Genomic DNA, 23,393 nt, shown 5'->3' on the forward strand with positions numbered 1-23,393 from the left:
GCAGGCAAAGAAAAACCCCTTGAGGCATGACCTCAAGGGGTTTCGGGCTGCTGGCAGCGGGTCAGACGTTGAAGCGGAAGTGCATCACGTCACCGTCCTTGACGATGTAGTCCTTGCCTTCCAGACGCCATTTACCGGCTTCTTTCGCGCCGCTTTCACCCTTGTACTGGATGAAGTCGTCGTAGGCGACCACTTCGGCACGGATGAAGCCTTTCTCGAAGTCGGTGTGGATCACGCCGGCCGCCTGCGGGGCGGTGGCGCCGACGCGCACGGTCCAGGCGCGGACTTCCTGCACGCCGGCAGTGAAGTAGGTCTGCAGGTTGAGCAGCGAGTAACCGGCGCGGATCACGCGGTTCAGGCCTGGCTCTTCGAGGCCCAGGGCTTCGAGGAACATGTCCTTCTCTTCACCGTCGTCGAGCTCGGCGATCTCGGCTTCGATCTTGTTGCACACCGGCACCACGATCGCACCTTCTTCTTCGGCAATGGCCTTGACCACGTCCAGGTGCGGGTTGTTGTCGAAACCGTCTTCGGCAACGTTGGCGATGTACATCACAGGCTTGCTGGTCAGCAGGTGGAAGCCGCGGATCAGGGCCTTCTCGTCGTCTGCCATGTTCTTCATCAGGCTGCGCGCAGGCTTGCCTTCGGTGAAGTGCGGGATCAGTTTTTCGAGGATGGCTTTCTGCGCCAGGGCGTCCTTGTCACCACCCTTGGCGTTGCGCGCAACCTTCTGCAGTTGCTTCTCGCAGCTGTCGAGGTCGGCGAAGATCAGTTCCAGGTCGATGATCTCGATGTCGCGCTTGGGGTTGACGCTGTTGGAGACGTGAATCACGTTCTCGTCTTCGAAGCAGCGCACCACGTGGGCGATGGCGTCGGTCTCGCGGATGTTGGCGAGGAATTTGTTGCCCAGGCCTTCACCTTTCGAGGCACCGGCAACCAGGCCGGCGATGTCGACGAATTCCATGGTGGTCGGCAGCACGCGGTTCGGCTTGACGATGGCCGCCAGCGCGTCCAGGCGTGCATCGGGCATCGGCACGATGCCGCTGTTCGGCTCGATGGTGCAGAACGGGAAGTTCTCAGCGGCGATGCCGGATTTGGTCAGGGCGTTGAACAGGGTGGACTTGCCGACGTTGGGCAGGCCGACGATGCCGCAATTGAAACCCATGGTGAATCCCTCTTCGTGGAGTCAGGCCTTTTGGCTGTGCAGCTCTCTCATCGCACGCGTCCAGTCGCCGGCGAGGATGTCCGGCAGCACGCCGAGGGCAAAATCGATACTGGCGTCCAGCTTCTCCTGCTCGGCGCGTGGCGCCTTGCCGAGGACGAAACCGGAGACCCTGCTGCTGTCACCCGGGTGGCCGATGCCAAGCCGCAGACGGTGAAAGTCATTCTGGTTGCCGAGCTGGGCGATGATGTCGCGCAGCCCGTTGTGCCCGCCATGGCCGCCGCCCTTTTTGAGCTTGGCGACGCCGGGAGGCAGGTCGAGTTCGTCGTGGGCCACCAGGATGGCATCTGGCGGGATGCGGAAAAAGTTCGCCAGTGCAGCAACGGCCTGGCCGCTGCGGTTCATGTAGGTGGTCGGGATCAGCAGACGAACGTCGTTGCCCTGATGGCTGAATTTAGCCGTCAGGCCGAAATACTTGCGGTCAGCGGTCAGGTTGACGCGCTGGGCGCTGGCAATGCGTTCTACGAAAAGAGCCCCTGCGTTATGCCGGGTCTGTTCGTATTCGGGGCCGGGGTTTCCCAGGCCGACGATCAGTTGGATGGCGGTCACGTCAGGGGCTCTTCCTTGGAGTTGTGGGTTACAGTGCGGGGCACTGTAACCCGGTCAACGCCGGCGTGCTGAGTAGATTACTCGGCAGCGCCTTCTGCAGCTTCAGGCGCAACACGCGGAGCGTGAACGTTGGCAACAGCCAGGTCGTTACCGTGAGCCAGAGCGACGAACTCGACGCCTTTCGGAGCTTTGAGGTCCGACAGGTGGATGATCGCGCCGACTTCGGCGTTGGCCAGGTCGACTTCGATGAACTCAGGCAGGTCTTTGGCTTCGCAGGAAACTTCGATCTCGTTGACAACGTGGGAGATCTCGCCGCCTTTCTTGACCGGAGCTTCTTCGTTGACGAAGTGCACAGGTACTTTGGCGGTCAGTTTCTGGCCAGCAACAACGCGGACGAAGTCAGCGTGCAGGATGAACTGCTTGGCTGGGTGACGCTGCATCGCTTTGACAACGACGTTTTCTTTCTTGCCGTCGATGTTCAGCTCGATAACGTGGCTGTAGGCAGCTTCGTTTTCGAACAGTTTGGCGATTTCCTTGGCCACGATGGTCAGGGATTGAGCTTCTTTGTCACCACCGTAAACAACGGCAGGGATCTGGGCGGCGAGACGACGCAGGCGGCGGCTCGCACCTTTCCCCAGGTCGGTACGCGCTTGGGCGTTCAGAGTGAAATCAGTCATTTTGTATCTCCAAAATAGCCATCTCCCGCAGGCGTTTGCGACCAGCGCCAAACGGGGTGGGCAAAAAAGCCCCGCCCCAACAACAGGTGTTGGGGCGGGGCGCTTTTCGTCAACGAGAGGTTCGCGAGGGAAAACCCTCAGCGGAACATCGCGCTGATCGATTCTTCATTGCTGATGCGGCGAACCGCCTCGGCAACAACCGGTGCAATATCCAGTTGGCGGATACGGTCACAGGCTTGTGCTGCAGCGGACAGCGGGATGGTGTTGGTCACCACCAGTGCGTCCAGCACGGAGTTCTCGATATTCTCGATCGCCCGACCCGAGAGGACAGGGTGCGTGCAGTAGGCGTAAACCTTGGCAGCGCCGTGTTCTTTCAGGGCCTTGGCCGCGTGGCACAGGGTGCCGGCGGTGTCGACCATGTCGTCGACGAGAATACAGGTACGTCCTTCGACGTCGCCGATGATATGCATCACTTCGGAGTGATTGGCCTTTTCACGGCGTTTGTCGATGATACCCAGATCGACACCCAGGGACTTGGCAACAGCACGTGCACGCACGACGCCGCCGATGTCCGGGGACACGATCATGAGGTTCTCGAAACGCTGGTCTTCGATGTCATCCACCAGAACGGGGGAGCCGTAGATGTTATCTACCGGAATATCGAAGAAACCCTGGATCTGGTCAGCGTGCAGGTCGACAGTGAGAACACGGTCGATACCGACGACGGTGAGCATGTCAGCGACGACTTTGGCGCTGATAGCAACACGCGCCGAACGCGGACGGCGATCCTGGCGGGCATATCCGAAGTAAGGAATCACGGCAGTGATTCGGGAAGCTGAGGAGCGGCGGAAGGCATCGGCCATCACTACCAGTTCCATCAGGTTATCGTTGGTTGGCGCGCAAGTCGGCTGAATGATGAAAACGTCCTTACCACGAACATTTTCATTAATCTCAGTGCTGATTTCGCCGTCGGAGAATTTGCCGACAGAAACATCACCCAGTGGGATATGCAGCTGACGTACGACACGCCGAGCCAGATCGGGGTTAGCGTTCCCCGTAAAGACCATCATCTTGGACACGCGCAGTACCTGAAGGCTGAGGGTATACCTGGATGAGTATAAGGAAAATGGCAGGGGCGGCTGGATTCGAACCAACGCATGGCAGGATCAAAACCTGCTGCCTTACCGCTTGGCGACGCCCCTGTATCTGTTGCTGCGAGCACCTGGTGCTCGATTCCTAGAGCAGGCTCTGCAGCGTGCGATGCAACATCGAAACGTTGCTTCCCTTAGCTACAAACCCTGTTTGGGTCTCTGCAAGAAGGGCCAAAACTTTATCAGCTTCAGCTTTGTTTGGGAAGGCCCCAAACACACAACTTCCAGTTCCGGTAAGCCGAGCCTCAGTGAATTCGTTTAACAAATTCAATGAATTGCGTACCTCTGGGTAACGCTGCTCTACCACCGGTTGGCAGTCATTTCGACTGTTTCCCTTGGGAACGGGGCGCATCTTAAGGGGCAAGGAATCACGTGTCAACAGCGGATCTGAAAAAATTTCTGCTGTGCTAACAAATACTTGCGGGACCAGCACGACATACCAGGGCTCTTCGGGGTCGACCGGGGTCAGCTTCTCGCCCACGCCCTCGGCGAACGCCGCATGGCCGCGGACGAAAACCGGCACGTCGGCGCCCAGGGTCAGGCCCAGTTCAGCCAGCTGGTCTTCGCTCAAGCCCAGTTGCCATAAATGGTTGAGGCCGAGCAGGGTAGTGGCGGCGTCGGAGCTGCCGCCGCCAATGCCGCCGCCCATGGGCAGGATTTTTTTCAGCCAGATATCCACGCCCTTGTCGCAGCCGGTCAGGGCCTTGAGCTTGCGCGCGGCCTTGACGATCAGGTTGCTTTCATGGGGAACGTTGTCGATCTCGCTGTGCAGGCGCACTTCACCGTCTTCGCGCAGGGCGAAAGACAGCTCGTCGGCATGCTCGAGAAACTGGAACAGGGTTTCCAGCTCATGGTAGCCATCGGCGCGGCGGCCAAGAATGTGCAGCATCAGGTTGAGCTTGGCCGGGGCCGGCAGGGTCAGGGTTGCAGTGTTCATTGATCAGTGGCCCAGTTGCCGTGGTTGCCAGTCTTTGACCACCAGGGTCACGTCGAGGTTTTGCCCGTGCAGCTTGATCCGCTCGGGCAGCCAGTAGCCGTTCTGTTCGGCGTAGCTCAGGTATTGCACGTCCCAGCCGTCCTGCTTGAGGCTGGCCAGGCGGCTGTCGCCGTCGAGGGTCAGCTGGCTCTTGCTGTCGGGGGCGGGTAGGCCGCGAATCCACCAGACCAGGTGCGACACCGGCAGCTCCCAGCCCAGTTGTTCGGCCAGCAGGGCTTCCGGGCTTTGCGCCTCGAAGCGGCCCTGGTTGGCGACCTCGAGGGTGACGCCGCCGGGGCGCCCGGTCAGGCGTGCAGCGCCGCGGCCGAGCGGGCCGGACAGGCGGATGTCGTAGTAGTCCTGGCGCTGCAGCCAGAACAGCGTGCCGCTGCCGGAGTCTTTCGGCGCGCGGATGCCGACCTTGCCGTTGATCTGCCAGCCATCGAGGGTGCTCAGCTGTTGCTTGTGCTCGCGCCACAGCTGGGGGTTGCCTTCGCCCCGCAGGGCCTCACGGGAGCCGAAGCCGGCACAACCGGCAAGCAGGGCAATCAGGCAGAAGGTGATGCAGTGGCGCAAAAACATAGGCTTATAGAGTCTCGGATCCGGTCAGGCGCAGGACGGTCTTGCGCAGGATAGGGCTGTCGGGCTGGGCTTCGAAACCTTTGGCCCAGACCTGGCGGGCTTCGCGGCGCTTGCCGTTGGCCCAGAGCACTTCACCCAGGTGGGCAGCGACTTCGTGATCGGGGAAACGCTCGATGGCCTGGCGCAGCAGGCGCTCGGCTTCGTCGAGGTTGCCCATGCGGTAGTTGACCCAGCCGAGGCTGTCGAGCACCGCCGGATCGTCCGGGGTGATCTGGTGCGCCTTGTCGATCAGGGTCTTGGCTTCGGCATAGCGGCTGGTGCGGTCAGCCAGGGTGTAGCCCAGGGCGTTGAGGGCCATGGCGTTTTCCGGCTCGCGGCTGATGATGCTGCGCAGGTCTTTTTCCATCTGCGCCAGGTCGTTGCGCTTTTCCGCAAGCATGGCCCGGGTGTACAGCAGGTTGAGGTCGTCCGGGTACTGCTTGATCGCTTGCTGCAGCACCTGCTCGGCCTGGGCGTCCTTGTCGTTGTTGCCCAGGGCTTCGGCTTCGATCAGGTACAGCTGGATGGCGTAGTCGGGCTGGGCTTCGCGGGCTGCGGCCAGGCGCCGCGAGGCCTCGGCGCTGCGGCCGTTGGCAATGAGGATGTCGGCCTGGCGCAGTTGCGCTGGCAGATAGTCGTTGCCGGGGCCGACCAGGGCGTACTCGTTGAGGGCGCTTTCGGGGTCGTTGCGTTCTTCATGGATGCGCCCCAGGTTCAGGTGCGCGGCATCGACATGGCTGTCGCGGGCGATCAGCTCTTCGAGGTAGCCGGCGCCTTCGTCCCAGTCCTTGGTTTCCAGGCTGACCAGGGCCAGCGAGTAACGCAGTTCATCGTCGTCCGGGTATTGCTGGACCAGGCTGACAAACTCGGCCTTGGCATCGGCCAGGCGATCCTGCTCGACCAGCATGCGCGCGTAGGTCAGGCGCAGGCGTTTGTCGTCCGGGTACTGGCGAATGGTTTTCTGCAGCAGCGGCAGGGCCTCTTTGCCGCGGTCCAGGCCTTGCAGCAGGCGCGCGCGCAGCAGCACCGGGGCAATCTCGCCGGCTTCGGGCGGGTGTTCTTCGAGCAGGTCGAGGGCCGCCTGGGCCTTGCCATCCTGTTGCAGCAGCAGGGCCTTGCCGAACACCAGCTGACCGTTGTCAGGGTACTTCACCAGCAGACGATCGAAACTGTTTTGCAGGCCGGCGCGGGTGTCCGGGTCGGTTTCCAGTGCCGACAGGGCGAGGAAGTCGAAGTGGGTGTCGCCCTGGCCCTGAAGGACCTTTTCCATGTAGACCATGGACTCGTCATAGCGACCGCTGCGAGCCAGCTGGATGGCGGCGGCGCGCTGGGAGTCGAGGTTGCCGGGATCGTTTTTCGCCCAGATCAGCGAGGTGTCGAGCGCGGCCTGGTCGGCGCCCAGGTATTCGGCGATGCGGTAGGCGCGTTCGGAAATACCCGGGTCCTGAGTCTTGATTGCCTGGCTGACGTAATTGTCCAAGGCGATATCGAAACGATCGCGCTGGCCGGCAAGTTCTGCGGTCAGCAGGCTGTACACGGTGTCCTGGCTGAACGATCCGTAGACGGTGGGCTTGGCCGGTTGCACCGGGGCGGCATCTGCAGGCGCCTTGGCATCCGGGGAATCCGGAGCCAGGGTCTGGCAGCCCTGGAGCAAGGCAAGGGCAAGGAGCAACGCGTAGGATCTATTCATAATCGGGATTTGGGCGGCTTACCAGCGGTCGGATCATCATGACACAAGCGCCGGGGCAAACCCATAAGCGAAGGTCTCGGTAGGGGTAGACTATAGAGACAATAGCGAGCGGTGGTTGTTCTGCGCTCTGCGAAGTAGGACAATTATCGGCTTCTCGTCACAATCAGCGACCTTGCATGGCCTTTCTTGCCCTCGGTATCAACCATAAGACTGCCTCGGTAGACGTACGCGAGCGCGTGGCGTTTACCCCTGAGCAGCTGGTGGACGCCTTGCAGCAGCTCTGCCGACTGACCGCCAGCCGCGAAGCCGCGATCCTTTCGACCTGCAACCGCAGCGAGCTTTATATAGAGCAGGACCACCTGGCTGCGGAGAGCATCCTGCGCTGGCTGGCCGAATATCATCAACTGAGCCTGGATGAACTGCGCGCCAGCGCCTACATCCATGAAGATCACGATGCCGTGCGGCACATGATGCGGGTGGCCTCCGGGCTCGACTCGCTGGTGCTGGGCGAGCCGCAGATCCTCGGCCAGATGAAGTCGGCCTATGCCGTGGCGCGCGAAGCCGGAACCATCGGCCCGCTGCTCGGGCGGCTGTTCCAGGCAACCTTCAGCGCTGCCAAGCAGGTGCGCACCGATACCGCCATCGGCGAAAACCCGGTGTCGGTGGCCTTTGCCGCCGTGAGCCTGGCCAAGCAGATCTTCAGCGACCTGGGCCGCAGCCAGGCGCTACTGATCGGCGCCGGTGAAACCATCACCCTGGTCGCCCGCCATCTGCACGAGCAGGGTGTGCGGCGCATCGTCGTCGCCAACCGCACCCTGGAGCGCGCCAGCACCCTGGCCGAGCAGTTCGGCGCCCATGCGGTGCTGCTGGCCGACATTCCCCAGGAGCTGGTCAACAGCGATATCGTCATCAGCTCCACCGCCAGCCAGTTGCCGATCCTCGGCAAGGGTGCGGTGGAAAGCGCCCTGAAGCAGCGCCGGCACAAGCCGATCTTCATGGTCGACATCGCCGTGCCGCGCGATATCGAGCCACAGGTGGGCGAGCTCGATGACGTTTACCTGTACACCGTCGATGACCTGCACGAAGTGGTCGCCGAGAACCTCAAGAGCCGCCAGGGTGCTGCCCAGGCCGCTGAAGAGCTGGTCTCGGTGGGCGCCGAAGATTTCATGCTGCGCCTGCGCGAGCTGGCCGCGGTGGATGTACTCAAGGCTTACCGTCAGCAGAGCGAGCGCCTGCGCGACGAAGAGCTGCAAAAGGCCCAGCGCCTGCTGGCCAATGGCGCCAGTGCCGATGAGGTGCTGGTGCAACTGGCCCGTGGCCTGACCAACAAGCTGTTGCATGCGCCCAGCGTGCAACTGAAAAAGCTCTCTGCCGAAGGCCGCCTCGATGCGCTGGCCATGGCCCAGGAACTCTTTGCCCTCTCCGAGGGTTCGACGGATAAAACCCCGCAATGAAAGCGTCGCTGCTGAATAAACTGGACACGCTCCAGGACCGTTTCGAGGAACTGACCGCCCTGCTGGGCGATGCCGAGGTCATTTGCGACCAGACGCGCTTTCGCGCCTATTCCCGTGAATACGCTGAAGTCGAGCCGGTCGCCGTCGCCTACGCCCAGTGGCGCAAGGTCCAGGATGATCTGGCCGGCGCCCAGGCGCTGCTCAAGGACAGCGACCCGGACCTGCGCGAAATGGCCGTGGAAGAAGTGCGCGAAGCCAAGGAGCAACTGGCGCAGCTGGAAAACCGGCTGCAGCGCATGTTGCTGCCCAAGGACCCCAACGACGGGCGCAACGTGTTCCTGGAAATCCGCGCCGGTACCGGTGGTGACGAGGCGGCGATCTTTTCCGGCGACCTGTTCCGCATGTATTCGCGCTATGCCGAAAAGCGCGGCTGGCGCCTGGAAATTCTCTCGGAGAACGAGGGCGAACACGGCGGCTACAAGGAAATCATTGCCCGGGTCGAAGGCGACAGCGTCTACGGCAAGCTGAAGTTCGAGTCCGGTGCCCACCGCGTCCAGCGTGTACCCGAGACCGAATCCCAGGGCCGCATTCACACCTCGGCCTGCACCGTGGCGGTGCTGCCGGAGCCGGACGAGCAGGTGGCGATCGAGATCAACCCAGCGGACCTGCGTGTCGACACCTACCGTGCCTCCGGTGCCGGTGGTCAGCACATTAACAAGACTGACTCGGCAATCCGCATCACCCACTTGCCCACCGGCATTGTCGTCGAGTGCCAGGAAGAACGTTCCCAGCACAAGAACCGTGCCCGGGCGATGTCCTGGCTGTCGGCCAAGCTCAACGACATCCAGACCAGCGCGGCGCAGAATGCCATGGCCAGCGAGCGCAAGCTGCTGGTCGGCTCGGGTGACCGTTCCGAACGAATTCGTACCTACAACTATCCACAGGGGCGGGTGACCGATCACCGCATCAACCTGACCCTGTATTCCCTGGATGACGTTCTGGCCGGTGGGGTCGACGCGGTAATCGAGCCGTTGCTGGCCGAGTACCAGGCGGATCAACTGGCGGCACTGGGTGAGTAAATGACGATTATTGCCAGCTTGCTCCGCGGTGCGGAGCTGCCGGATTCGCCGACCGCGCGTCTGGATATCGAACTGCTGTTGGCGGCGGCCATCGGCAAGTCGCGCAGCTACCTGCACACCTGGCCGGAGCGGATTGTCAGCAGCGAAGCGGCGTTGACCTTTGCCGACTACCTGCAGCGCCGCCGCGCCGGTGAGCCGGTGGCCTACATTCTGGGTCAGCAGGGGTTCTGGAACCTCGACCTGGAAGTGGCCCCGCATACCTTGATCCCGCGTCCGGAAACCGAGCTGCTGGTGGAAACCGCCCTGCAGTTGCTGCCGGGTAGTGCGGTCAAGCTGCTCGACCTGGGCACCGGCACCGGGGCAATTGCCCTGGCCCTGGCCAGTGAGCGCCCGTTGTGGCAGGTCACCGCAGTCGACCGCGTGCTCGAAGCCGTGGCCCTGGCCGAGCGCAACCGCCAGCGCCTGCAACTGAACAACGTCAACGTGCGCAGCAGCCACTGGTTCGATGCCCTGGCCGGCGAGCGCTTTGACCTGATCATCAGCAACCCGCCGTACATTGCCGCCGCCGACCCGCACCTGGTGGCCGGTGACGTGCGCTTTGAGCCCAGCAGCGCGCTGGTCTCCGGCGAAGACGGCCTGGACGACCTGCGCTGCATCGTCAGCCAGGCGCCGGCGCACCTGGCGCCGGCTGGCTGGCTGCTGCTCGAACACGGTTACGACCAGGCCGCCGCCGTGCGCGAGCTGCTGGCCAGGCATGATTTCGAGCAGATCGAAAGCCGCCTCGACCTCAACGGCCACGAGCGCATCACCCTGGGGCGGCTGTCGTGCTGAGCGACCAGGAGCTGTTGCGCTACAGCCGGCAGATCCTCCTGGCGCAGGTGGATATCGACGGTCAGCTGCGGCTGAAAAACAGCACGGCGCTGATCGTCGGCCTCGGCGGTCTCGGCTCGCCAGTGGCGCTGTACCTGGCGGCCGCCGGGGTTGGCGAATTGCACCTGGCCGACTTCGATACGGTGGATGTCACCAACCTGCAGCGCCAGGTCTTGCACGACAGTGCGTCGGTAGGCCTGAGCAAGGTTGATTCGGCGCTTGCCCGGCTCACCGCGATCAACCCGCAAATCACCCTCAAAGCGCATCGCCGCGCGCTGGATGAGGACTCCCTGGCTGAAGCGGTCAAGGCCGTGGACCTGGTGCTCGATTGCTCGGACAACTTCACTACCCGCGAAGCGGTCAATGCTGCCTGCGTCGCCCACGGCAAACCGCTGGTCAGCGGCGCGGCGATTCGCCTGGAAGGGCAGTTGTCGGTGTTCGACCCGCGCAACCCGCTAAGCCCCTGCTACCACTGCCTGTACGGGCACGGCAGCGAAGCCGAACTGACCTGCAGCGAAGCCGGCGTGTTGGGCCCGCTGGTGGGGCTGGTTGGCAGCCTGCAAGCACTTGAGGCGCTGAAGCTGCTGGCCGGTTTCGGCGAGCCGCTGGTGGGGCGCTTGCTGTTGATCGACGCCCTTGGCAGCCGCTTCCGTGAGCTGCGGGTCAAGCGCGACCCGGGCTGCAGCGTGTGTGGCGAGCATCATGGCTGACGCTGCGGCGGCGCCGGTCGGCGTTTTCGATTCGGGAGTCGGCGGCCTGTCGGTACTGGCCGAGATCCAGCGCCTGCTGCCCGACGAGTCGCTGCTGTACGTCGGCGACTGCGGCTACATCCCCTATGGCGAGAAGTCGCCGGCGTTCATCCGCCAGCGCTGTCGCATGGTCGCCGAGTTCTTCCGCGAGCAAGGCGCCAAGGCCATGGTCCTGGCTTGCAACACCGCCACCGTGGCGGCGGTGGCAGATTTACGCGAACAGTATCCAAACTGGCCGATCGTTGGGATGGAGCCTGCGGTCAAACCCGCCGCTGCCGCGACCCGCAGCGGTGTGGTCGGCGTGCTGGCCACCACCGGCACCCTGCAAAGCGCCAAGTTCGTTGCCTTGCTCGATCGCTTTGCCAACGACATTCGCGTGATCACCCAGCCTTGCCCGGGCCTGGTGGAGTGCATCGAGGCTGGCGACCTGAGCAGCCCGGTGGTGCGTGAGATGCTCCAGGGGTATGTAAAGCCCTTGCTCGACGCCGGCTGCGATACCCTGATCCTGGGCTGCACCCATTACCCCTTCCTCAAGCCTCTGCTGGCGCAAATGATCCCCGCCTCGGTGGCGATCATCGATACTGGCGCCGCCGTTGCCCGGCAATTGCAGCGCCTGTTGGGCGAGGGTGAATTGCTGGCTGCAGGACCGGCGCGCGATGCGCAATTCTGGACCAGTGCCAGCCCTGAACATTTGCGAAAGATCCTTCCAATGTTGTGGAATAAATCTGACAGTGTGCGAAGCTTTCCAATGTAAAAAAAGTGTGAAAAGCACTCAACATTGACTGAACTAACGCAACGCTGCCGATTTCTATTTATTGTCTGGTGAGACAGAAAAACCAACAACAGCATTAGGAAAAAGGACGTTTCTCATGAAGAAACTGCTTTGCTTGGCTGCTCTTGCAGCCGTTACCCTGGGGCAATCTTTCACAACTCAAGCAGCGGACGTGTCGTTCTCGGTCGGGCAGACCGGCGACTCGACCATGACCTATCGCCTCGGCCTGCAATCGAACTGGGATGCCAGTTGGTGGCAAACCAGCGTAGGCCGTATCACCGGCTATTGGGACGGTGCCTACACCTATTGGGATGGCGACGAGAAGTCGAGTAACCACAGCCTGTCGTTTGCGCCGGTGTTCGTTTACGAGTTCGCCGGTGAGTCGGTCAAACCCTATATCGAAGCCGGTATTGGTGTGGCCGCATTCTCCAGTACCGAAGTTGAAAGCAACAAACTCGGCTCTTCGTTCCAGTTCGAAGATCGCATCGGCTTTGGTTTGCGCTTTGCCGGCGGGCATGAAGTCGGCGTGCGGGCGATCCACTACTCCAACGCCGGGCTGCAAACGCCCAACGATGGGGTAGAAAGTTACGCGTTGCACTACCGCATGCCGCTCTGACCTGAAAGAGCACAGCCCTGTGTTTTACACAGGGCTTGCAGGTAGTTCGGGCAGTGGCCAGAGGCTGTTGAGGTTGAGGGCTTCGAGCAGCAGCTCGGGGGCGCGCTCTGGCAAACGCTGGATGATCACATCGGCAGCAGTTTCCGGCGTCCATTGTTCAGGTCGGACCTGAACCGCCAGCAGTGGCGTTTTCAACGCCTGTGGTGCGACCACGGTCAAGGCGATGCCTTTGCTCTCGAGCTTCTGACGCTCAGCGCGAAACACTTGTGTCAGGTTGTTGTCCGGGGTTGCCGGCTGGCTGGGCTCGTAGAGTTGCAGCGCCGAATAGCGGCTGAGCACAGCCAGCACCTGTGGCGCCTGGCCTTTTTCCAGCAGCGGCACTGCCACGTTCAAGCAATGAACCGAAGCGCTCAGGTTGCTGCTGGCGATGGCTTCGAAAATGGCCGTCGGCGGCAGGCCAGGGTCCAGGTAATCGCAGGTGCCGGCATTCACCAGCAGGCAATCGAGGGCGCCCCAGTGGGCCTGGAGTTGCTGGCCAGCGTGTGCGGCCTGCGTGCCATCATCGAGATTGCCGTCAAGCAGCAGCAACTGCTCGGGGTTGAGCTGCGAAAGGCCCTTGAGCTCGGGCGAAGGACGTCCGCTGGCAGCGACTTTCCAGCCCTGCTCAAGCAGTTGTTGCACCAGCGCCAGGCCCAGGCCGCTGCTTGCGCCGGTGACCCACACCTTGCGCGCGATGGGTTCGCTCACATGACTGCCCTCTCTTCCTGCCGCGTGGGTAAATTCCTGAATGCATTCAACGCACGTTGGCGACTGCTACCGAGGTCCACAATAGGCTGTGGATAATGATTAGTAGCAAAAAGATCGCCACCTGGCACTGGATTGTGGATTTTTTTTTCATCCAGGTCGGCAAGCTCAGGCAGCCATTGCCGAATGAAATGCCCTGCGCTATCGAAACGCTGAGACTGGCTCACAGGGTTGAAAATGCGGAAATAGGGCGCTGCGTCGGTGCCGGTCGAAGCACTCCATTGCCAGCCGCCGTTGTTGGCGGCCAGGTCGCCATCAATCAGGTGGCGCATGAAAAAGCGCTCGCCCTCGCGCCAGTCGATCAGCAGGTTCTTGGTCAGGAACATGGCAACGATCATGCGCAGGCGGTTGTGCATCCAGCCGGTGGCAAGCAATTGGCGCATGGCCGCATCGATGATCGGGATGCCGGTCTGTCCTTGCTGCCAGGCCTTGAGTTCCTCCGGTGCATGGCGCCAGGGCAGGACCTCGGTTTCCGGGCGGAAGGCACGGTGCATCGAGACCCGTGGATAGCCCACCAGGATGTGTTTGTAGAACTCGCGCCAGAGCAGCTCGTTGATCCAGGTCACCAGGCCGCGGTTGCCACTGTCGAACTCGCCGAAGTTGTGGTTCAGCGCGGCATGCAGGCACTGACGCGGCGATATCACCCCGGCGGCCAGGTAGGCTGACAGCTGGCTGGTGCCGGCGACGGCGGGGAGGTCGCGCTGATTCTGGTAGTCCTCGGCGCATTCGTCGATAAAGCGTTGCAGGCGCTGCTGTGCTTCTTCTTCACCGGCAGGCCAGAGCTCGCGCAAGGCCTGCGCAGGGTGTGGGAAACCGGCTACCTCAACGGGAACCGGATCGCTGGCAACAGCCGTCGGCGCTTGCGCCCTGATTGGGTTGACCAAGGGTGGCACGCCCAGGTGCAGGCGTTCGTAACACACTTTGCGAAACTGGCTGAAGACCTGAAAGTAGCTGGCGCTGCGGGTCAGGATGCTGCCTGGGCGGAACAGTAACTGGTCAAGATAGCCGTGTGCGGCAATACCGTGCTCGCCCAGGGCAGCCTGCACCGCCTGGTCGCGGGCGCTTTCATTAACGCCATATTCCTCGTTGAAGTGCAGCGCCTGCACCTGATGCTCCTGGCACAGCTGCAGCAAGACCTGCGGTGCCTGCTGCCAGGTGTCGGCGTAGCGGATCAGCAGGGGGATGTTCAACCGTGCCAGTGCCGCACGCAGGCTTTGCAGATTGCGCAACCAGAAGTCGACCTTGCACGGCGCATCGTCATGGGCCTGCCACTGCCCAGGGTTGAGCAGCCATACTGCCAGGGTCGGGCCGCGTTCGCAGGCTGCTGCCAGTGCAGTGTTGTCAATTACGCGCAGGTCGCTGCGCAGCCAGATCAGTTGCATGCTGTTTGGTTACCCTTGAAGGTGAAATTCAGGCTGTTCGCCCCTGAGTTGGCGCAGGCACTGAAGCGCCGCCTGGGGCGAATCGAGGACAAACAGCGTCTCGTCCGTCCAGGCTTGCAGGGCATGCTTATGAATGCTGACTGCGCGGCCGCACAGGAGTTTCGGAATTTCGACGTCGGCCAGGTTTCTTTGTAAGCGGGCGATGTCCAGCGACTTGTCGATGCTCAGCAGCAATGCCCATGGCCGCAACTGGGCGACCGCCAGGCTCAGCTCGTTGCCCGGTGGTGGCCAGTCGAAGACCTGCACCGGGTAACCGGCATTGCTGGCCAGCCAGGCCGTCAGCCACAGCCGTGGGTCGAAGGCCAGGTCAGAGCCGTTTACCAGCAGCAAGGGGGCGCCGCCGAGCTGATGGTTGTTGTGATAGACCCGCGCCCCCAGCTTGCTGCGTAGCCACGAGAAAAAGAACACCTGCTCAAGGCCAGTGGCGAATTGGCCCTGCCAGCGCAGTTCGAGGTCGGCAAGCAGCGGCATCAACAGTTGTTCACAGAGGGTTGCCGCCGGGTACAGGGCCATGGCCTGGTTCACCTGCTGCTCAAGCCGGCGCTCGGCGAGGGCGGCGATGGCTTCCTTGAGTTGCTCGCGTAGGCCCTGCCAGTCGCTGCCGGCCGGCGCCGGTGACTCCCCCGGGTTGGCTTGCAGCAAGGCTTTGACCTGGCTGACCGCCGCGCCCCGGTCAAGCCAGGTGAGGATCTGCTGGATACGCTGGACGTCTTCCTGGCTGTAGAGGCGATGCCCCTTGCCGGTGCGTTGCGGCACGATCAAGCCGTAACGACGCTCCCACGCACGCAGGGTGACCGGGTTGATACCGGTCAGGCGCGTCACCTCGCGGATCGGCAACAGGGCTTCAGATGGCATTGCGCAGGCTCAGGTTTTCCGGGTGCGGTTGCAAGTACACCTGCTGCGCCAGGTAGGGGTCGGGATGGTTGCGCAAATGATGCTTGAGCAGGGTCAGCGGCACCACCAGCGGCACCACGCCGGCATGGTACTGGCTGATCAGTTGCTGGATTTCCTGCTTGTCGGCGCGGCTCAAGGCATCGCGCAGGTAACCGCTCAGGTGCAACAGTACATTGCTGTGGGTGCCACGGCTGGCGCAGCGGCTCAGGGCCTGGATCAACTGGCTGAAGTAACGCGGGGCGAGCAACTCGGGATCGTCGTCGCGGCCCATGCTGCCCAACAGCTTGCCCAGGACTTTGTACTGCTGCGGGTTGTGCGCCATCAGCTGGTACTTATAGCGGGAATGAAACGCGATCAGGGCGCCGCGGCTGACGCCAGCGGCGATCAGCTGCTGCCAGTCGGCGTAGGCATATACCCGGGTGATGAAGTTCTCGCGCAGCACCGGATCACAGAGCCTGCCATCTTCTTCCACCGGTAAATCGGGACGCTGCTCACAGAAGGCGGCGGCGAACAACCCGCGGCCGCCCTCGGGCGCTGGATAGCCATTGGCCTGATAGACCTTGACTCGCTCCAGGCCGCAGGAGGGGGATTTGTGCATGAAGATGTAGCCGCAAATATCGTCGAGATCCTTGGCCATCTGCTGCCCGTAAGCGCGCAACGGGCCGGACAGATCCAGGCCGGGGTCGCGGCTGCACACGGCCTGCGGGTCGGCAGGATCACCTACCAGGCGGATGGGTGCACGTGGCACGCCCAGGCCGATGGCGACTTCTGGGCAAACCGGGACCAAATCGAAGTGTTCGCTGAGGACCTCGTTGCACAGGCGCGAGGCTTTGTGGCCACCGTTGAAACGCACTTCCTGGCCGATCAGGCAGGCGCTGACAGCAATGCGGGGCTTGCGCGGCAGGTCACGAGCGTTCATGAACAGATCCTGAAAAATATTGTACAAATAAAGTTTTATGTACAGGTAAATCCCATCATAGGGGCAAACCTGTGCAAGTCAAACCACTTGTACAACTTTTGTGCAGGACGTCGAAAATGTCAGGCGGGGCTGAACAGGAGCAGCCCCGGCAGCTGTTACTCCAGATGCTCAAGCAGCCGACGGGCCGCTTCCTGGCCGCTGAGCCAAGCGCCTTCGACCCGGCCCGACAGGCACCAGTCGCCACAGGCATACAGGCCCAGGTCAGCGTCGGCCAGGGCGCCCCATTCGTGATTGCTGGCCGGGCGGGCATACAGCCAGCGGTGGGCGAGGGAGAAGTTCGGGGCGGGCACCACGCAGCCGACCAGCTCGGCGAAATCGCCCCACAGTTGCTCGATCACCGCCTCCTTGGGCAGGTCGATGTGCTGCTTGCTCCAGCTGGAAGTGGCATGCAACACCCAGGTGTCCATGTGTTCGTCGCGCCCGGGTTTGCTCCGGTTGCGCGCCAGCCAGTCGAGGGCGCTGCCTTGTACGAAGCAGCCTTGCATCGGGGTGTCGAGCGGGGTGTCGAACGCCAGGGCGATGGCCCAGGTCGGGTCCATCTGCACGCCGGCGGCAGTGGCGGCCAGCTTGGGCGCAGCACTGAGCAACTGGGTGGCCTGAGGCGCCGGCACGGCGACTACCACCCGGCTGAACGGCCCGTGGCTGCAGCCGTCGGTGTCCTGCAGGTGCCAGTACTTCTGGCCGCGATAGACTTCGGCAATACGGCAGCTGAAGTTTACCGTGACATCCTTGAGCAGGCCGCGGGTGATGGCGCTCATGCGCGGCACGCCAACCCAGCGCGTCTGCTCGTCGGGGGAGGGGCTCAGTACGCCATCCTGATAGTGATACAGCTGCGGCTTCCATTCGGCCGCCCAACCGGCCGCTACCCATTGCTGCAACTGGTCGACAAAGCGCCGGTCGCGGGCCGTGAAGTACTGGGCGCCGAGATCAAGGGCGCCGGCATCGCTGCGTTTGCTGGCCATGCGTCCGCCGCTGCCGTGGCCCTTGTCGAACAAATGAACGGTCTGCCCGGCCTTTTGCAACGCCTGGGCGGCGGACAGGCCGGCGATACCGGCCCCGATGATGGCAATAGGTACAGTCATGATGGCCTCTTCGAACCTAATGGTTGCAGACTACGCTGCCCGGCAAACCTGTACAATGCACGAATCCTGTATAAGATGATTCCGCTCGTTACCACAGGTTGGCCTATGTTTATCCGAGAGCGATCGGTCAAAAAAGTGCCTTGTTGTTAAAAATAGACCACTGGCGCGCCATGCGAGGACACAGCCATGCATATATTGCTGACCGGCGGTACCGGGTTGATCGGCCAACACCTGTGTCAGCACTGGCTGGCCCAGGGACATCGGCTGACGGTATGGAGTCGGCGCCCTGAACAGGTGGGCAAGTTGTGTGGCTCCGGGGTGCGTGGCATAGCCCGGCTCGATGAGCTGGCCGATGACGACGGCGTGGACGCGGTGATCAATCTGGCCGGCGCACCGATTGCCGACCGGCCCTGGAGCTCCAGCCGTCGCGCCTTGCTCTGGGCCAGTCGTATCACTTTGACCGAGCAATTGCTGGCCTGGCTGGAGAAACGTCAGCAGCGCCCCGAGGTACTGATCTCGGGTTCGGCGGTAGGCTGGTATGGCGATGGTGGCGAGCGCGAACTCACCGAGGCTTCGCAGCCGGTCAAGGAGGATTTCGCCAGCCAGCTGTGCATCGCCTGGGAAGAAACCGCCATGGCCGCGCAACCGCTGGGGATTCGCGTGGTGCTGGTGCGTACCGGGCTGGTGCTGGCGAGCGAGGGCGGCTTTTTGTCGCGCCTGCGCCTGCCGTTCAAACTCGGGCTGGGCGGGCCTATCGGCGACGGTCGGCAGTGGATGCCGTGGATCCATATACACGACCAGATCGCCCTGATTGATTTTCTCTTGCAGCACAAGGATGCCAGCGGTCCTTATAATGCCTGCGCTCCGGAGCCGGTGCGCAACCGCGAGTTCGCCAGGCGTCTGGGCCGGGCCCTGCACCGCCCGGCATTGATGCCGATGCCGGCGCTGCTGCTCAAGGCCGGGCTGGGCGAATTGTCGACCTTGCTACTGGGCGGGCAACGGGCGCGGCCGGTACGTTTGCTGGCGGCCGGTTTTACCTTCCGCTTCAATGATTTGCAATCGGCCCTGGATGAACTGTCCAGGCGCCTCTGAAATAGGACGTTGCATGACCGATCACGCTTTGCTGCTGGTCAACCTGGGTTCACCGGCCTCCACCTCTGTCGCCGACGTGCGCCGGTACCTCAATCAGTTTCTCATGGACCCCTATGTCATCGACCTGCCGTGGCCGGTGCGGCGGCTGCTGGTGTCGCTGATCCTGATCAAGCGCCCGGAGCAATCGGCCCATGCCTATGCCTCGATCTGGTGGGACGAGGGTTCGCCGCTGGTGGTGCTGACCCGCCGCCTGCAGGCCGCAATGCGCGAGCAGTGGAGCCACGGCCCGGTGGAAATCGCCATGCGCTACGGCGAGCCTTCGTTGCCGACGGTGCTGACGCGCCTGGCCAGCCAGGGCGTGAAGAAGGTCACCCTGGCGCCGCTGTACCCGCAGTTTGCCGACAGCACCGTGACCACGGTCATCGAGCAGGCGAAACAGGTGATTGGCGAGCACAAGCTGCCGCTCGAGATGGCGATTCTGCAGCCGTTCTACGACAAGCCGGAATACATCGACGCCCTGGTAGCCAGCGCGCAGCCATACTTGCAGGAGGATTACGATCACCTGCTGCTCAGCTTCCATGGCCTGCCCGAGCGACACCTGAAAAAACTCGACCCCACCGGCAAGCATTGTTTCCAGGACGCCGATTGCTGCCGCACCGCTTCGCCCGAGGTGCTTGCGGTCTGCTACCGCGGCCAGTGCCTGCGCACCGCCCAGGCGTTCGCGCAGAAGATGGGCATCCCCGACGGCAAGTGGTCGGTGTCGTTCCAGTCAAGGCTGGGGCGGGCGAAGTGGATCGAGCCGTACACCGAAACGCGGCTGGACGAGCTGGGCAAGTCAGGGGTGAAAAAGCTGCTGGTAATGTGCCCGGCGTTTGTCGCCGATTGCATCGAGACCCTGGAGGAAATCGGTGACCGTGGGCGCGAGCAGTTTGTCGAGGCCGGCGGCGAAGAGCTGGTGCTGGTGCCGTGCCTGAATGATCACCCGCAGTGGGTGCAGGCGTTGAAGGGGATGTGCGAAGAGGCTTGAGGGCCTCATCGCGGGTCTAGCCCGCTCCCACAGACTGCTTGGGAGGGGGCTAGACCTTCAGATCAAGGCAACTGATCATCCAGCGCCTTGTTCTTCCAGCTGTCGTTACCCGGCAGCAGCAGGTTCAAGGCAATAGCCACCACCGCGCACAGGGCGATGCCCTTCAGGCCCCAGTCATCGGGGCCGGTGCCGCTACCGATCAGCACGCCGCCGATACCGAACACCAGGGTTACCGACACGATCACCAGGTTGCGCGCTTCGCTGAGATCGATCTTGTGGCGGATCATGGTGTTCATGCCCACCGCCGCGATCGAGCCGAACAGCAGGCAGAGGATGCCGCCCATTACCGGCACCGGAATGCTCTGCAGCAGCGCGCCGAACTTGCCGATGAAGGCCAGGGTGATGGCAAAGATCGCCGCCCAGGTCATGATCTTCGGGTTGTAGTTCTTGGTCAGCATCACCGCGCCAGTCACTTCGGCGTAGGTGGTGTTGGGCGGCCCGCCGAACAGACCGGCAGTGGTGGTGGCGATGCCGTCACCGAGCAGGGTGCGGTGCAGGCCGGGTTTTTTCAGGTAGTCGCGGCCGGTCACGCTGCCCACCGCAATCACCCCGCCGATGTGCTCGATCGCCGGCGCCAGGGCCACCGGTACGATGAACAGGATCGCCTGCCAGTTGAACGCTGGCGCGGTGAAGTGCGGCAGCGCCAGCCAGGGCGCGGCGGCGATCTTGGCGGTGTCGACCACGCCAAAGTAGAACGACAGGGCAAAGCCCACCAGCACCCCGGCAATGATCGGCACCAGGCGGAAGATACCCTTGCCGAACACCGCGACGATCAGGGTGGTCAGCAGCGCCGGCATGGAGATCATCATCGCGGTGCCGTACGGCAGCAGCTCGGCGCCGTCACCGGCCTTGCCCATGGCCATGTTGGCGGCTATCGGCGCCATTGCCAGGCCGATCGAGATGATCACCGGGCCGATCACCACCGGTGGCAGCAGGCGGTCGATAAAGCCGGTGCCTTTGATTTTTACCGCAAGGCCGAGGAAGGTGTAGACGAAGCCCGCCGCCATGACCCCGCCCATGGTCTCGGCCAGGCCGAACTGGCCCTTGGCGAGGATGATCGGAGTGATGAAAGCGAAACTCGAGGCCAGGAACACCGGCACCTGACGGCCGGTCACTATCTGAAACAGCAGAGTTCCCAAACCCGCCGTGAACAGCGCGACGTTGGGATCGAGGCCGGTAATCAGCGGCATCAATACCAGCGCGCCGAAGGCGACGAAGAGCATCTGCGCGCCGGAGACGACCTGGCGCCAGAGCGGGTCGTTGAACTCATCCTGCATGTTCAGGCGTCCTTCTGCTTGGTACCGAAGATCTTGTCACCGGCATCGCCCAGGCCCGGGATGATGTAGCCGTGCTCGTTCAGGCACTGGTCGATCGAGGCGGTGTAGATCTGCACATCCGGGTGGGCTTTCTCGACCACGGCGATGCCTTCGGGGGCGGCAACCAGGACCATCGCGCGGATGTCCTTGCAGCCGGCCTTTTTCAGCAGGTCGATGGTGGCGACCATCGAGGCGCCGGTGGCCAGCATCGGGTCGATAATCAGCGCCAGGCGCTCGTTGATCTCCGGGGCGAGTTTTTCCAGGTAGGTGTGCGCCTCGAGGGTCTCCTCGTTGCGGGCCACGCCCACGGCGCTGACCTTGGCGCCCGGGATCAGGCTGAGCACGCCGTCGAGCATGCCGATGCCGGCGCGCAGGATCGGTACTACAGTAATCTTCTTGCCGGCGATCTTCTCGACCTGGACCTTGCCGCACCAGCCGTCGATTTCGTAGCTTTCCAGCGGCAGGTCTTTGGTTGCTTCGTAGGTCAGGAGCGTGCCGACTTCCTGGGCGAGCTCGCGAAAGTTCTTGGTGCTGATGTCGGCGCGGCGCATCAGGCCGAGCTTGTGGCGGATCAGCGGATGGCGGATCTCACGGGTAGGCATAGGGAAAAGCTCCGGGGGGCGGGCAAAAAAACCGCGCTAGATTAATCTATTCAGCCATGCATGTCCTCAGACTTACTGGACGTTAGTCCAGAAATGCTTGATCTGATGCGACGGGATGCGTACCTTTGCCCGCTTTTCTCAATTGCCGCCCCTTGGAGAGCGCCATGTCCGCCGATCTCGAGCACATCCGTCAAGTCATGCGCGAGGCTGACTGCCTGCACACCGAAGCCGAAGTCGAGGCCGCCATCGCCCGCGTGGGCGCGCAAATCACCGAGGTGCTGGCCGACAGCAACCCGGTAGTGTTCTGTGTGATGAACGGCGGCCTGATCTTCGCCGGCAAACTGCTGACCCATCTGCAATTCCCGCTGGAATCGTCCTACCTGCACGCCACCCGCTACCGCAACCAGACCAGCGGCGGCGACCTGTTCTGGAAGGCCAAGCCGGAAGTCTCGTTTATCGATCGTGACGTGCTGATCATCGACGACATTCTTGACGAAGGTCATACCCTCAGCGCAATCATCGATTTCTGCAAGCATGCCGGTGCCCGCGCCGTGCACACTGCCGTGCTGATCGACAAGGACCACGACCGCAAGGCCAGCGCCGACCTCAAGGCCGACTTCTGCGGCTTGAGCTGTGTTGACCGCTATGTGTTCGGTTATGGCATGGACTACAAAGGCTATTGGCGCAACGCTAACGGTATCTACGCTGTAAAGGGTCTCTGAGGTCCACAGGCGGGGCCGGTCGACCCGGCTTGCCCCGTTTGCCTTACCCCATGCTAGAGTGCCAGGCTGCCCCCAAGGAGCCTGACATGCGTGCGATTTTCCCCCTGCTGTTCCTGCTGAGCATGCCGCTGGCCGCGGCGCCCCTGCACAGCCAGTTCCTGCCGCCCGACGACCTCGGGCTGCGCAAGGAAGTTGCCGATTCGCAGCAGTTGCTGCAGGTCACCAGCTATTCGGTGGTAGTGGGCAACCAGCGCCAGTCCAACCAGCAACCGATTCCGGTCACCTCACCGTTGATTCTGCGCCTCAAGGGCAAGCCGCTGAGCAAGGGCGCGACCATCAGCCAGGTACTGGTCAGCTTCGATGCCGAAAGCAAAAGCCTGAAAAAGCCGGTGTTCGACGACAAAAGCAAAACCCTCACACTCAACTACCCGCTGGCCCAGTACCGGGTGATGCTCGACCTGCTGCGCAACGATACCGTCTATGTGCAGTTCCTCAGCTACCCCAATGGCCACATCTGGGCCGATCTGCATACCGGAAGCGTACGCGCGCGTTGAGTGCCGGCGTTGCCCGGGGGTAAACTGCCGGCCCGTGAAAATGTCCGTGATGGTTCAGTTGGAGTCGGCAATGCGTAAAGACAAGAAGCAAGTGATTGGTGATGAGATCAGTGACGACTACATTAAGTCGTTCCTGCAATACGAGCCGGCCGATGGCGTAACTTCGCCTTCGCATCACAAGCTGATCAAGGGCTACCGCGGCCTGCGCGTCGATGACTTCGAGCGCTATGTCGGCTTCTTCGTCGAGGCTGGCTATGACCTGGACGGCAAGGACGAGCACGGTAAGACCTTCGTCGAAGCCATCGCGGATCAGCGCAATGCGCCCGAGTACACCGAGATCATCGACAAGGCTCGCGGCTGATACCAGCGCCCATAAAAAAACGCCCCGAAGGGCGT

Annotated in this window: 25 protein-coding genes and 1 tRNA gene; 11 read left to right on the forward strand and 15 right to left on the reverse strand. The window is 62.6% G+C overall.

Annotated features, from left to right (window positions below):
* Positions 1 to 61: 61 nt before the first annotated feature.
* From ychF to LOY37_RS03770, 8 genes are all read right to left on the reverse strand, one after another.
* Positions 62 to 1,162: a redox-regulated ATPase YchF gene (gene ychF, locus LOY37_RS03735; RefSeq protein WP_045195968.1), complete on the reverse strand. Its 1,101-nt coding sequence runs from the start codon at positions 1,160 to 1,162 to the stop codon at positions 62 to 64.
* 21 nt (positions 1,163 to 1,183) lie between these two features.
* Positions 1,184 to 1,768 carry an aminoacyl-tRNA hydrolase gene (gene pth / locus LOY37_RS03740; RefSeq protein WP_038997179.1) on the reverse strand — a complete coding sequence of 195 codons (585 nt, stop codon included), beginning with the start codon at positions 1,766 to 1,768 and terminating at the stop codon, positions 1,184 to 1,186.
* Between the two features lie 77 nt (positions 1,769 to 1,845).
* Complete coding sequence (locus tag LOY37_RS03745; protein ID WP_045195970.1) at positions 1,846 to 2,445, reverse strand: 50S ribosomal protein L25/general stress protein Ctc; 600 nt, start codon at positions 2,443 to 2,445, stop codon at positions 1,846 to 1,848.
* A 137-nt stretch (positions 2,446 to 2,582) separates the two neighbouring features.
* The gene (locus tag LOY37_RS03750; protein ID WP_010225730.1) at positions 2,583 to 3,524 is read right to left on the reverse strand and encodes a ribose-phosphate pyrophosphokinase; all 942 of its coding nucleotides are present in this window, start codon (positions 3,522 to 3,524) and stop codon (positions 2,583 to 2,585) included.
* 48 nt (positions 3,525 to 3,572) lie between these two features.
* A tRNA-Gln gene (locus LOY37_RS03755) sits at positions 3,573 to 3,647 on the reverse strand.
* Positions 3,648 to 3,681: 34 nt separating this feature from the next.
* Positions 3,682 to 4,533 (reverse strand): 4-(cytidine 5'-diphospho)-2-C-methyl-D-erythritol kinase, encoded by an 852-nt coding sequence (ispE, locus tag LOY37_RS03760; protein WP_045195972.1) that lies wholly within the window; start codon positions 4,531 to 4,533, stop codon positions 3,682 to 3,684.
* Between the two features lie 3 nt (positions 4,534 to 4,536).
* Complete coding sequence (lolB, locus tag LOY37_RS03765; protein WP_045195974.1) at positions 4,537 to 5,154, reverse strand: lipoprotein insertase outer membrane protein LolB; 618 nt, start codon at positions 5,152 to 5,154, stop codon at positions 4,537 to 4,539.
* Positions 5,155 to 5,158: 4 nt separating this feature from the next.
* Positions 5,159 to 6,883, reverse strand: coding sequence for a tetratricopeptide repeat protein (locus tag LOY37_RS03770; protein WP_045195976.1), 1,725 nt, complete (start codon positions 6,881 to 6,883; stop codon positions 5,159 to 5,161).
* 176 nt (positions 6,884 to 7,059) lie between these two features.
* On the opposite strand from LOY37_RS03770, the gene hemA reads away from it, so the two are divergent.
* The 6 genes from hemA to LOY37_RS03800 all read left to right on the forward strand — a co-directional run bounded on the left by hemA (position 7,060) and on the right by LOY37_RS03800 (position 12,423).
* Complete coding sequence (hemA, locus tag LOY37_RS03775; RefSeq protein WP_045195978.1) at positions 7,060 to 8,337, forward strand: glutamyl-tRNA reductase; 1,278 nt, start codon at positions 7,060 to 7,062, stop codon at positions 8,335 to 8,337.
* The gene (gene prfA / locus LOY37_RS03780) at positions 8,334 to 9,416 is read left to right on the forward strand and encodes a peptide chain release factor 1 (protein WP_258716328.1); all 1,083 of its coding nucleotides are present in this window, start codon (positions 8,334 to 8,336) and stop codon (positions 9,414 to 9,416) included. Before hemA ends, prfA begins: the two co-directional genes overlap by 4 nt.
* Entirely contained in the window at positions 9,417 to 10,247 is an 831-nt protein-coding gene (gene prmC / locus LOY37_RS03785) for a peptide chain release factor N(5)-glutamine methyltransferase (protein ID WP_045195982.1), read from the forward strand. It abuts the gene before it with no gap.
* The gene (locus tag LOY37_RS03790; RefSeq protein ID WP_195885663.1) at positions 10,241 to 10,996 is read left to right on the forward strand and encodes a molybdopterin-synthase adenylyltransferase MoeB; all 756 of its coding nucleotides are present in this window, start codon (positions 10,241 to 10,243) and stop codon (positions 10,994 to 10,996) included. Before prmC ends, LOY37_RS03790 begins: the two co-directional genes overlap by 7 nt.
* Positions 10,989 to 11,789: a glutamate racemase gene (murI, locus tag LOY37_RS03795; protein ID WP_258716329.1), complete on the forward strand. Its 801-nt coding sequence runs from the start codon at positions 10,989 to 10,991 to the stop codon at positions 11,787 to 11,789. Before LOY37_RS03790 ends, murI begins: the two co-directional genes overlap by 8 nt.
* Positions 11,790 to 11,904: 115 nt before the next feature.
* Positions 11,905 to 12,423 (forward strand): acyloxyacyl hydrolase, encoded by a 519-nt coding sequence (locus LOY37_RS03800; RefSeq protein ID WP_258716330.1) that lies wholly within the window; start codon positions 11,905 to 11,907, stop codon positions 12,421 to 12,423.
* Between the two features lie 24 nt (positions 12,424 to 12,447).
* Here LOY37_RS03800 and LOY37_RS03805 read toward each other — a convergent pair whose 3' ends face one another.
* The 5 genes from LOY37_RS03805 to LOY37_RS03825 form a co-directional block, all read right to left on the reverse strand.
* Positions 12,448 to 13,170, reverse strand: coding sequence for an SDR family oxidoreductase (locus tag LOY37_RS03805; RefSeq protein ID WP_045195990.1), 723 nt, complete (start codon positions 13,168 to 13,170; stop codon positions 12,448 to 12,450).
* Positions 13,167 to 14,609 carry a deoxyribodipyrimidine photo-lyase gene (gene phrB, locus LOY37_RS03810; protein WP_258716331.1) on the reverse strand — a complete coding sequence of 481 codons (1,443 nt, stop codon included), beginning with the start codon at positions 14,607 to 14,609 and terminating at the stop codon, positions 13,167 to 13,169. The genes LOY37_RS03805 and phrB overlap by 4 nt, the downstream gene beginning before the upstream one ends.
* 9 nt (positions 14,610 to 14,618) lie before the next feature.
* Complete coding sequence (locus LOY37_RS03815) at positions 14,619 to 15,524, reverse strand: MerR family transcriptional regulator (RefSeq protein ID WP_258716332.1); 906 nt, start codon at positions 15,522 to 15,524, stop codon at positions 14,619 to 14,621.
* The gene (locus LOY37_RS03820) at positions 15,514 to 16,482 is read right to left on the reverse strand and encodes a DUF523 and DUF1722 domain-containing protein (protein ID WP_045195997.1); all 969 of its coding nucleotides are present in this window, start codon (positions 16,480 to 16,482) and stop codon (positions 15,514 to 15,516) included. The genes LOY37_RS03815 and LOY37_RS03820 overlap by 11 nt, the downstream gene beginning before the upstream one ends.
* A gap of 155 nt (positions 16,483 to 16,637) precedes the next feature.
* A complete protein-coding gene (locus LOY37_RS03825) occupies positions 16,638 to 17,624 on the reverse strand; it encodes an NAD(P)/FAD-dependent oxidoreductase (RefSeq protein WP_045195999.1) in 987 nt (328 codons plus the stop codon).
* Positions 17,625 to 17,810: 186 nt separating this feature from the next.
* Between LOY37_RS03825 and LOY37_RS03830 the strand changes: the two genes are divergently transcribed.
* Both LOY37_RS03830 and hemH read left to right on the forward strand, forming a co-directional pair.
* The gene (locus LOY37_RS03830) at positions 17,811 to 18,716 is read left to right on the forward strand and encodes a TIGR01777 family oxidoreductase (RefSeq protein WP_093387946.1); all 906 of its coding nucleotides are present in this window, start codon (positions 17,811 to 17,813) and stop codon (positions 18,714 to 18,716) included.
* Between the two features lie 13 nt (positions 18,717 to 18,729).
* On the forward strand, positions 18,730 to 19,743 hold the full coding sequence (hemH, locus tag LOY37_RS03835; protein ID WP_045196002.1) for a ferrochelatase: 1,014 nt from the start codon (positions 18,730 to 18,732) through the stop codon (positions 19,741 to 19,743).
* A 62-nt stretch (positions 19,744 to 19,805) separates the two neighbouring features.
* Here the strand turns inward: hemH and LOY37_RS03840 are convergent, their stop codons facing one another.
* Positions 19,806 to 21,080: a uracil-xanthine permease family protein gene (locus tag LOY37_RS03840; protein ID WP_093387948.1), complete on the reverse strand. Its 1,275-nt coding sequence runs from the start codon at positions 21,078 to 21,080 to the stop codon at positions 19,806 to 19,808.
* Between the two features lie 2 nt (positions 21,081 to 21,082).
* Positions 21,083 to 21,721: a uracil phosphoribosyltransferase gene (gene upp / locus LOY37_RS03845; protein ID WP_045196006.1), complete on the reverse strand. Its 639-nt coding sequence runs from the start codon at positions 21,719 to 21,721 to the stop codon at positions 21,083 to 21,085.
* 164 nt (positions 21,722 to 21,885) lie between these two features.
* Here upp and LOY37_RS03850 point away from each other — a divergent pair, with 164 nt between their 5' ends.
* The 3 genes from LOY37_RS03850 (at position 21,886) to LOY37_RS03860 (ending at position 23,358) form a co-directional block, all read left to right on the forward strand.
* Positions 21,886 to 22,443 carry a hypoxanthine-guanine phosphoribosyltransferase gene (locus LOY37_RS03850; RefSeq protein ID WP_010225758.1) on the forward strand — a complete coding sequence of 186 codons (558 nt, stop codon included), beginning with the start codon at positions 21,886 to 21,888 and terminating at the stop codon, positions 22,441 to 22,443.
* Positions 22,444 to 22,529: 86 nt separating this feature from the next.
* Positions 22,530 to 22,997, forward strand: coding sequence for a hypothetical protein (locus tag LOY37_RS03855; RefSeq protein ID WP_045196008.1), 468 nt, complete (start codon positions 22,530 to 22,532; stop codon positions 22,995 to 22,997).
* Positions 22,998 to 23,067: 70 nt separating this feature from the next.
* On the forward strand, positions 23,068 to 23,358 hold the full coding sequence (locus LOY37_RS03860) for a PA4642 family protein (RefSeq protein ID WP_045196010.1): 291 nt from the start codon (positions 23,068 to 23,070) through the stop codon (positions 23,356 to 23,358).
* Positions 23,359 to 23,393: the final 35 nt, after the last annotated feature.

Origin of the sequence: Pseudomonas sp. B21-012, from assembly GCF_024749305.1 — a bacterium.
Classification (GTDB): domain Bacteria; phylum Pseudomonadota; class Gammaproteobacteria; order Pseudomonadales; family Pseudomonadaceae; genus Aquipseudomonas.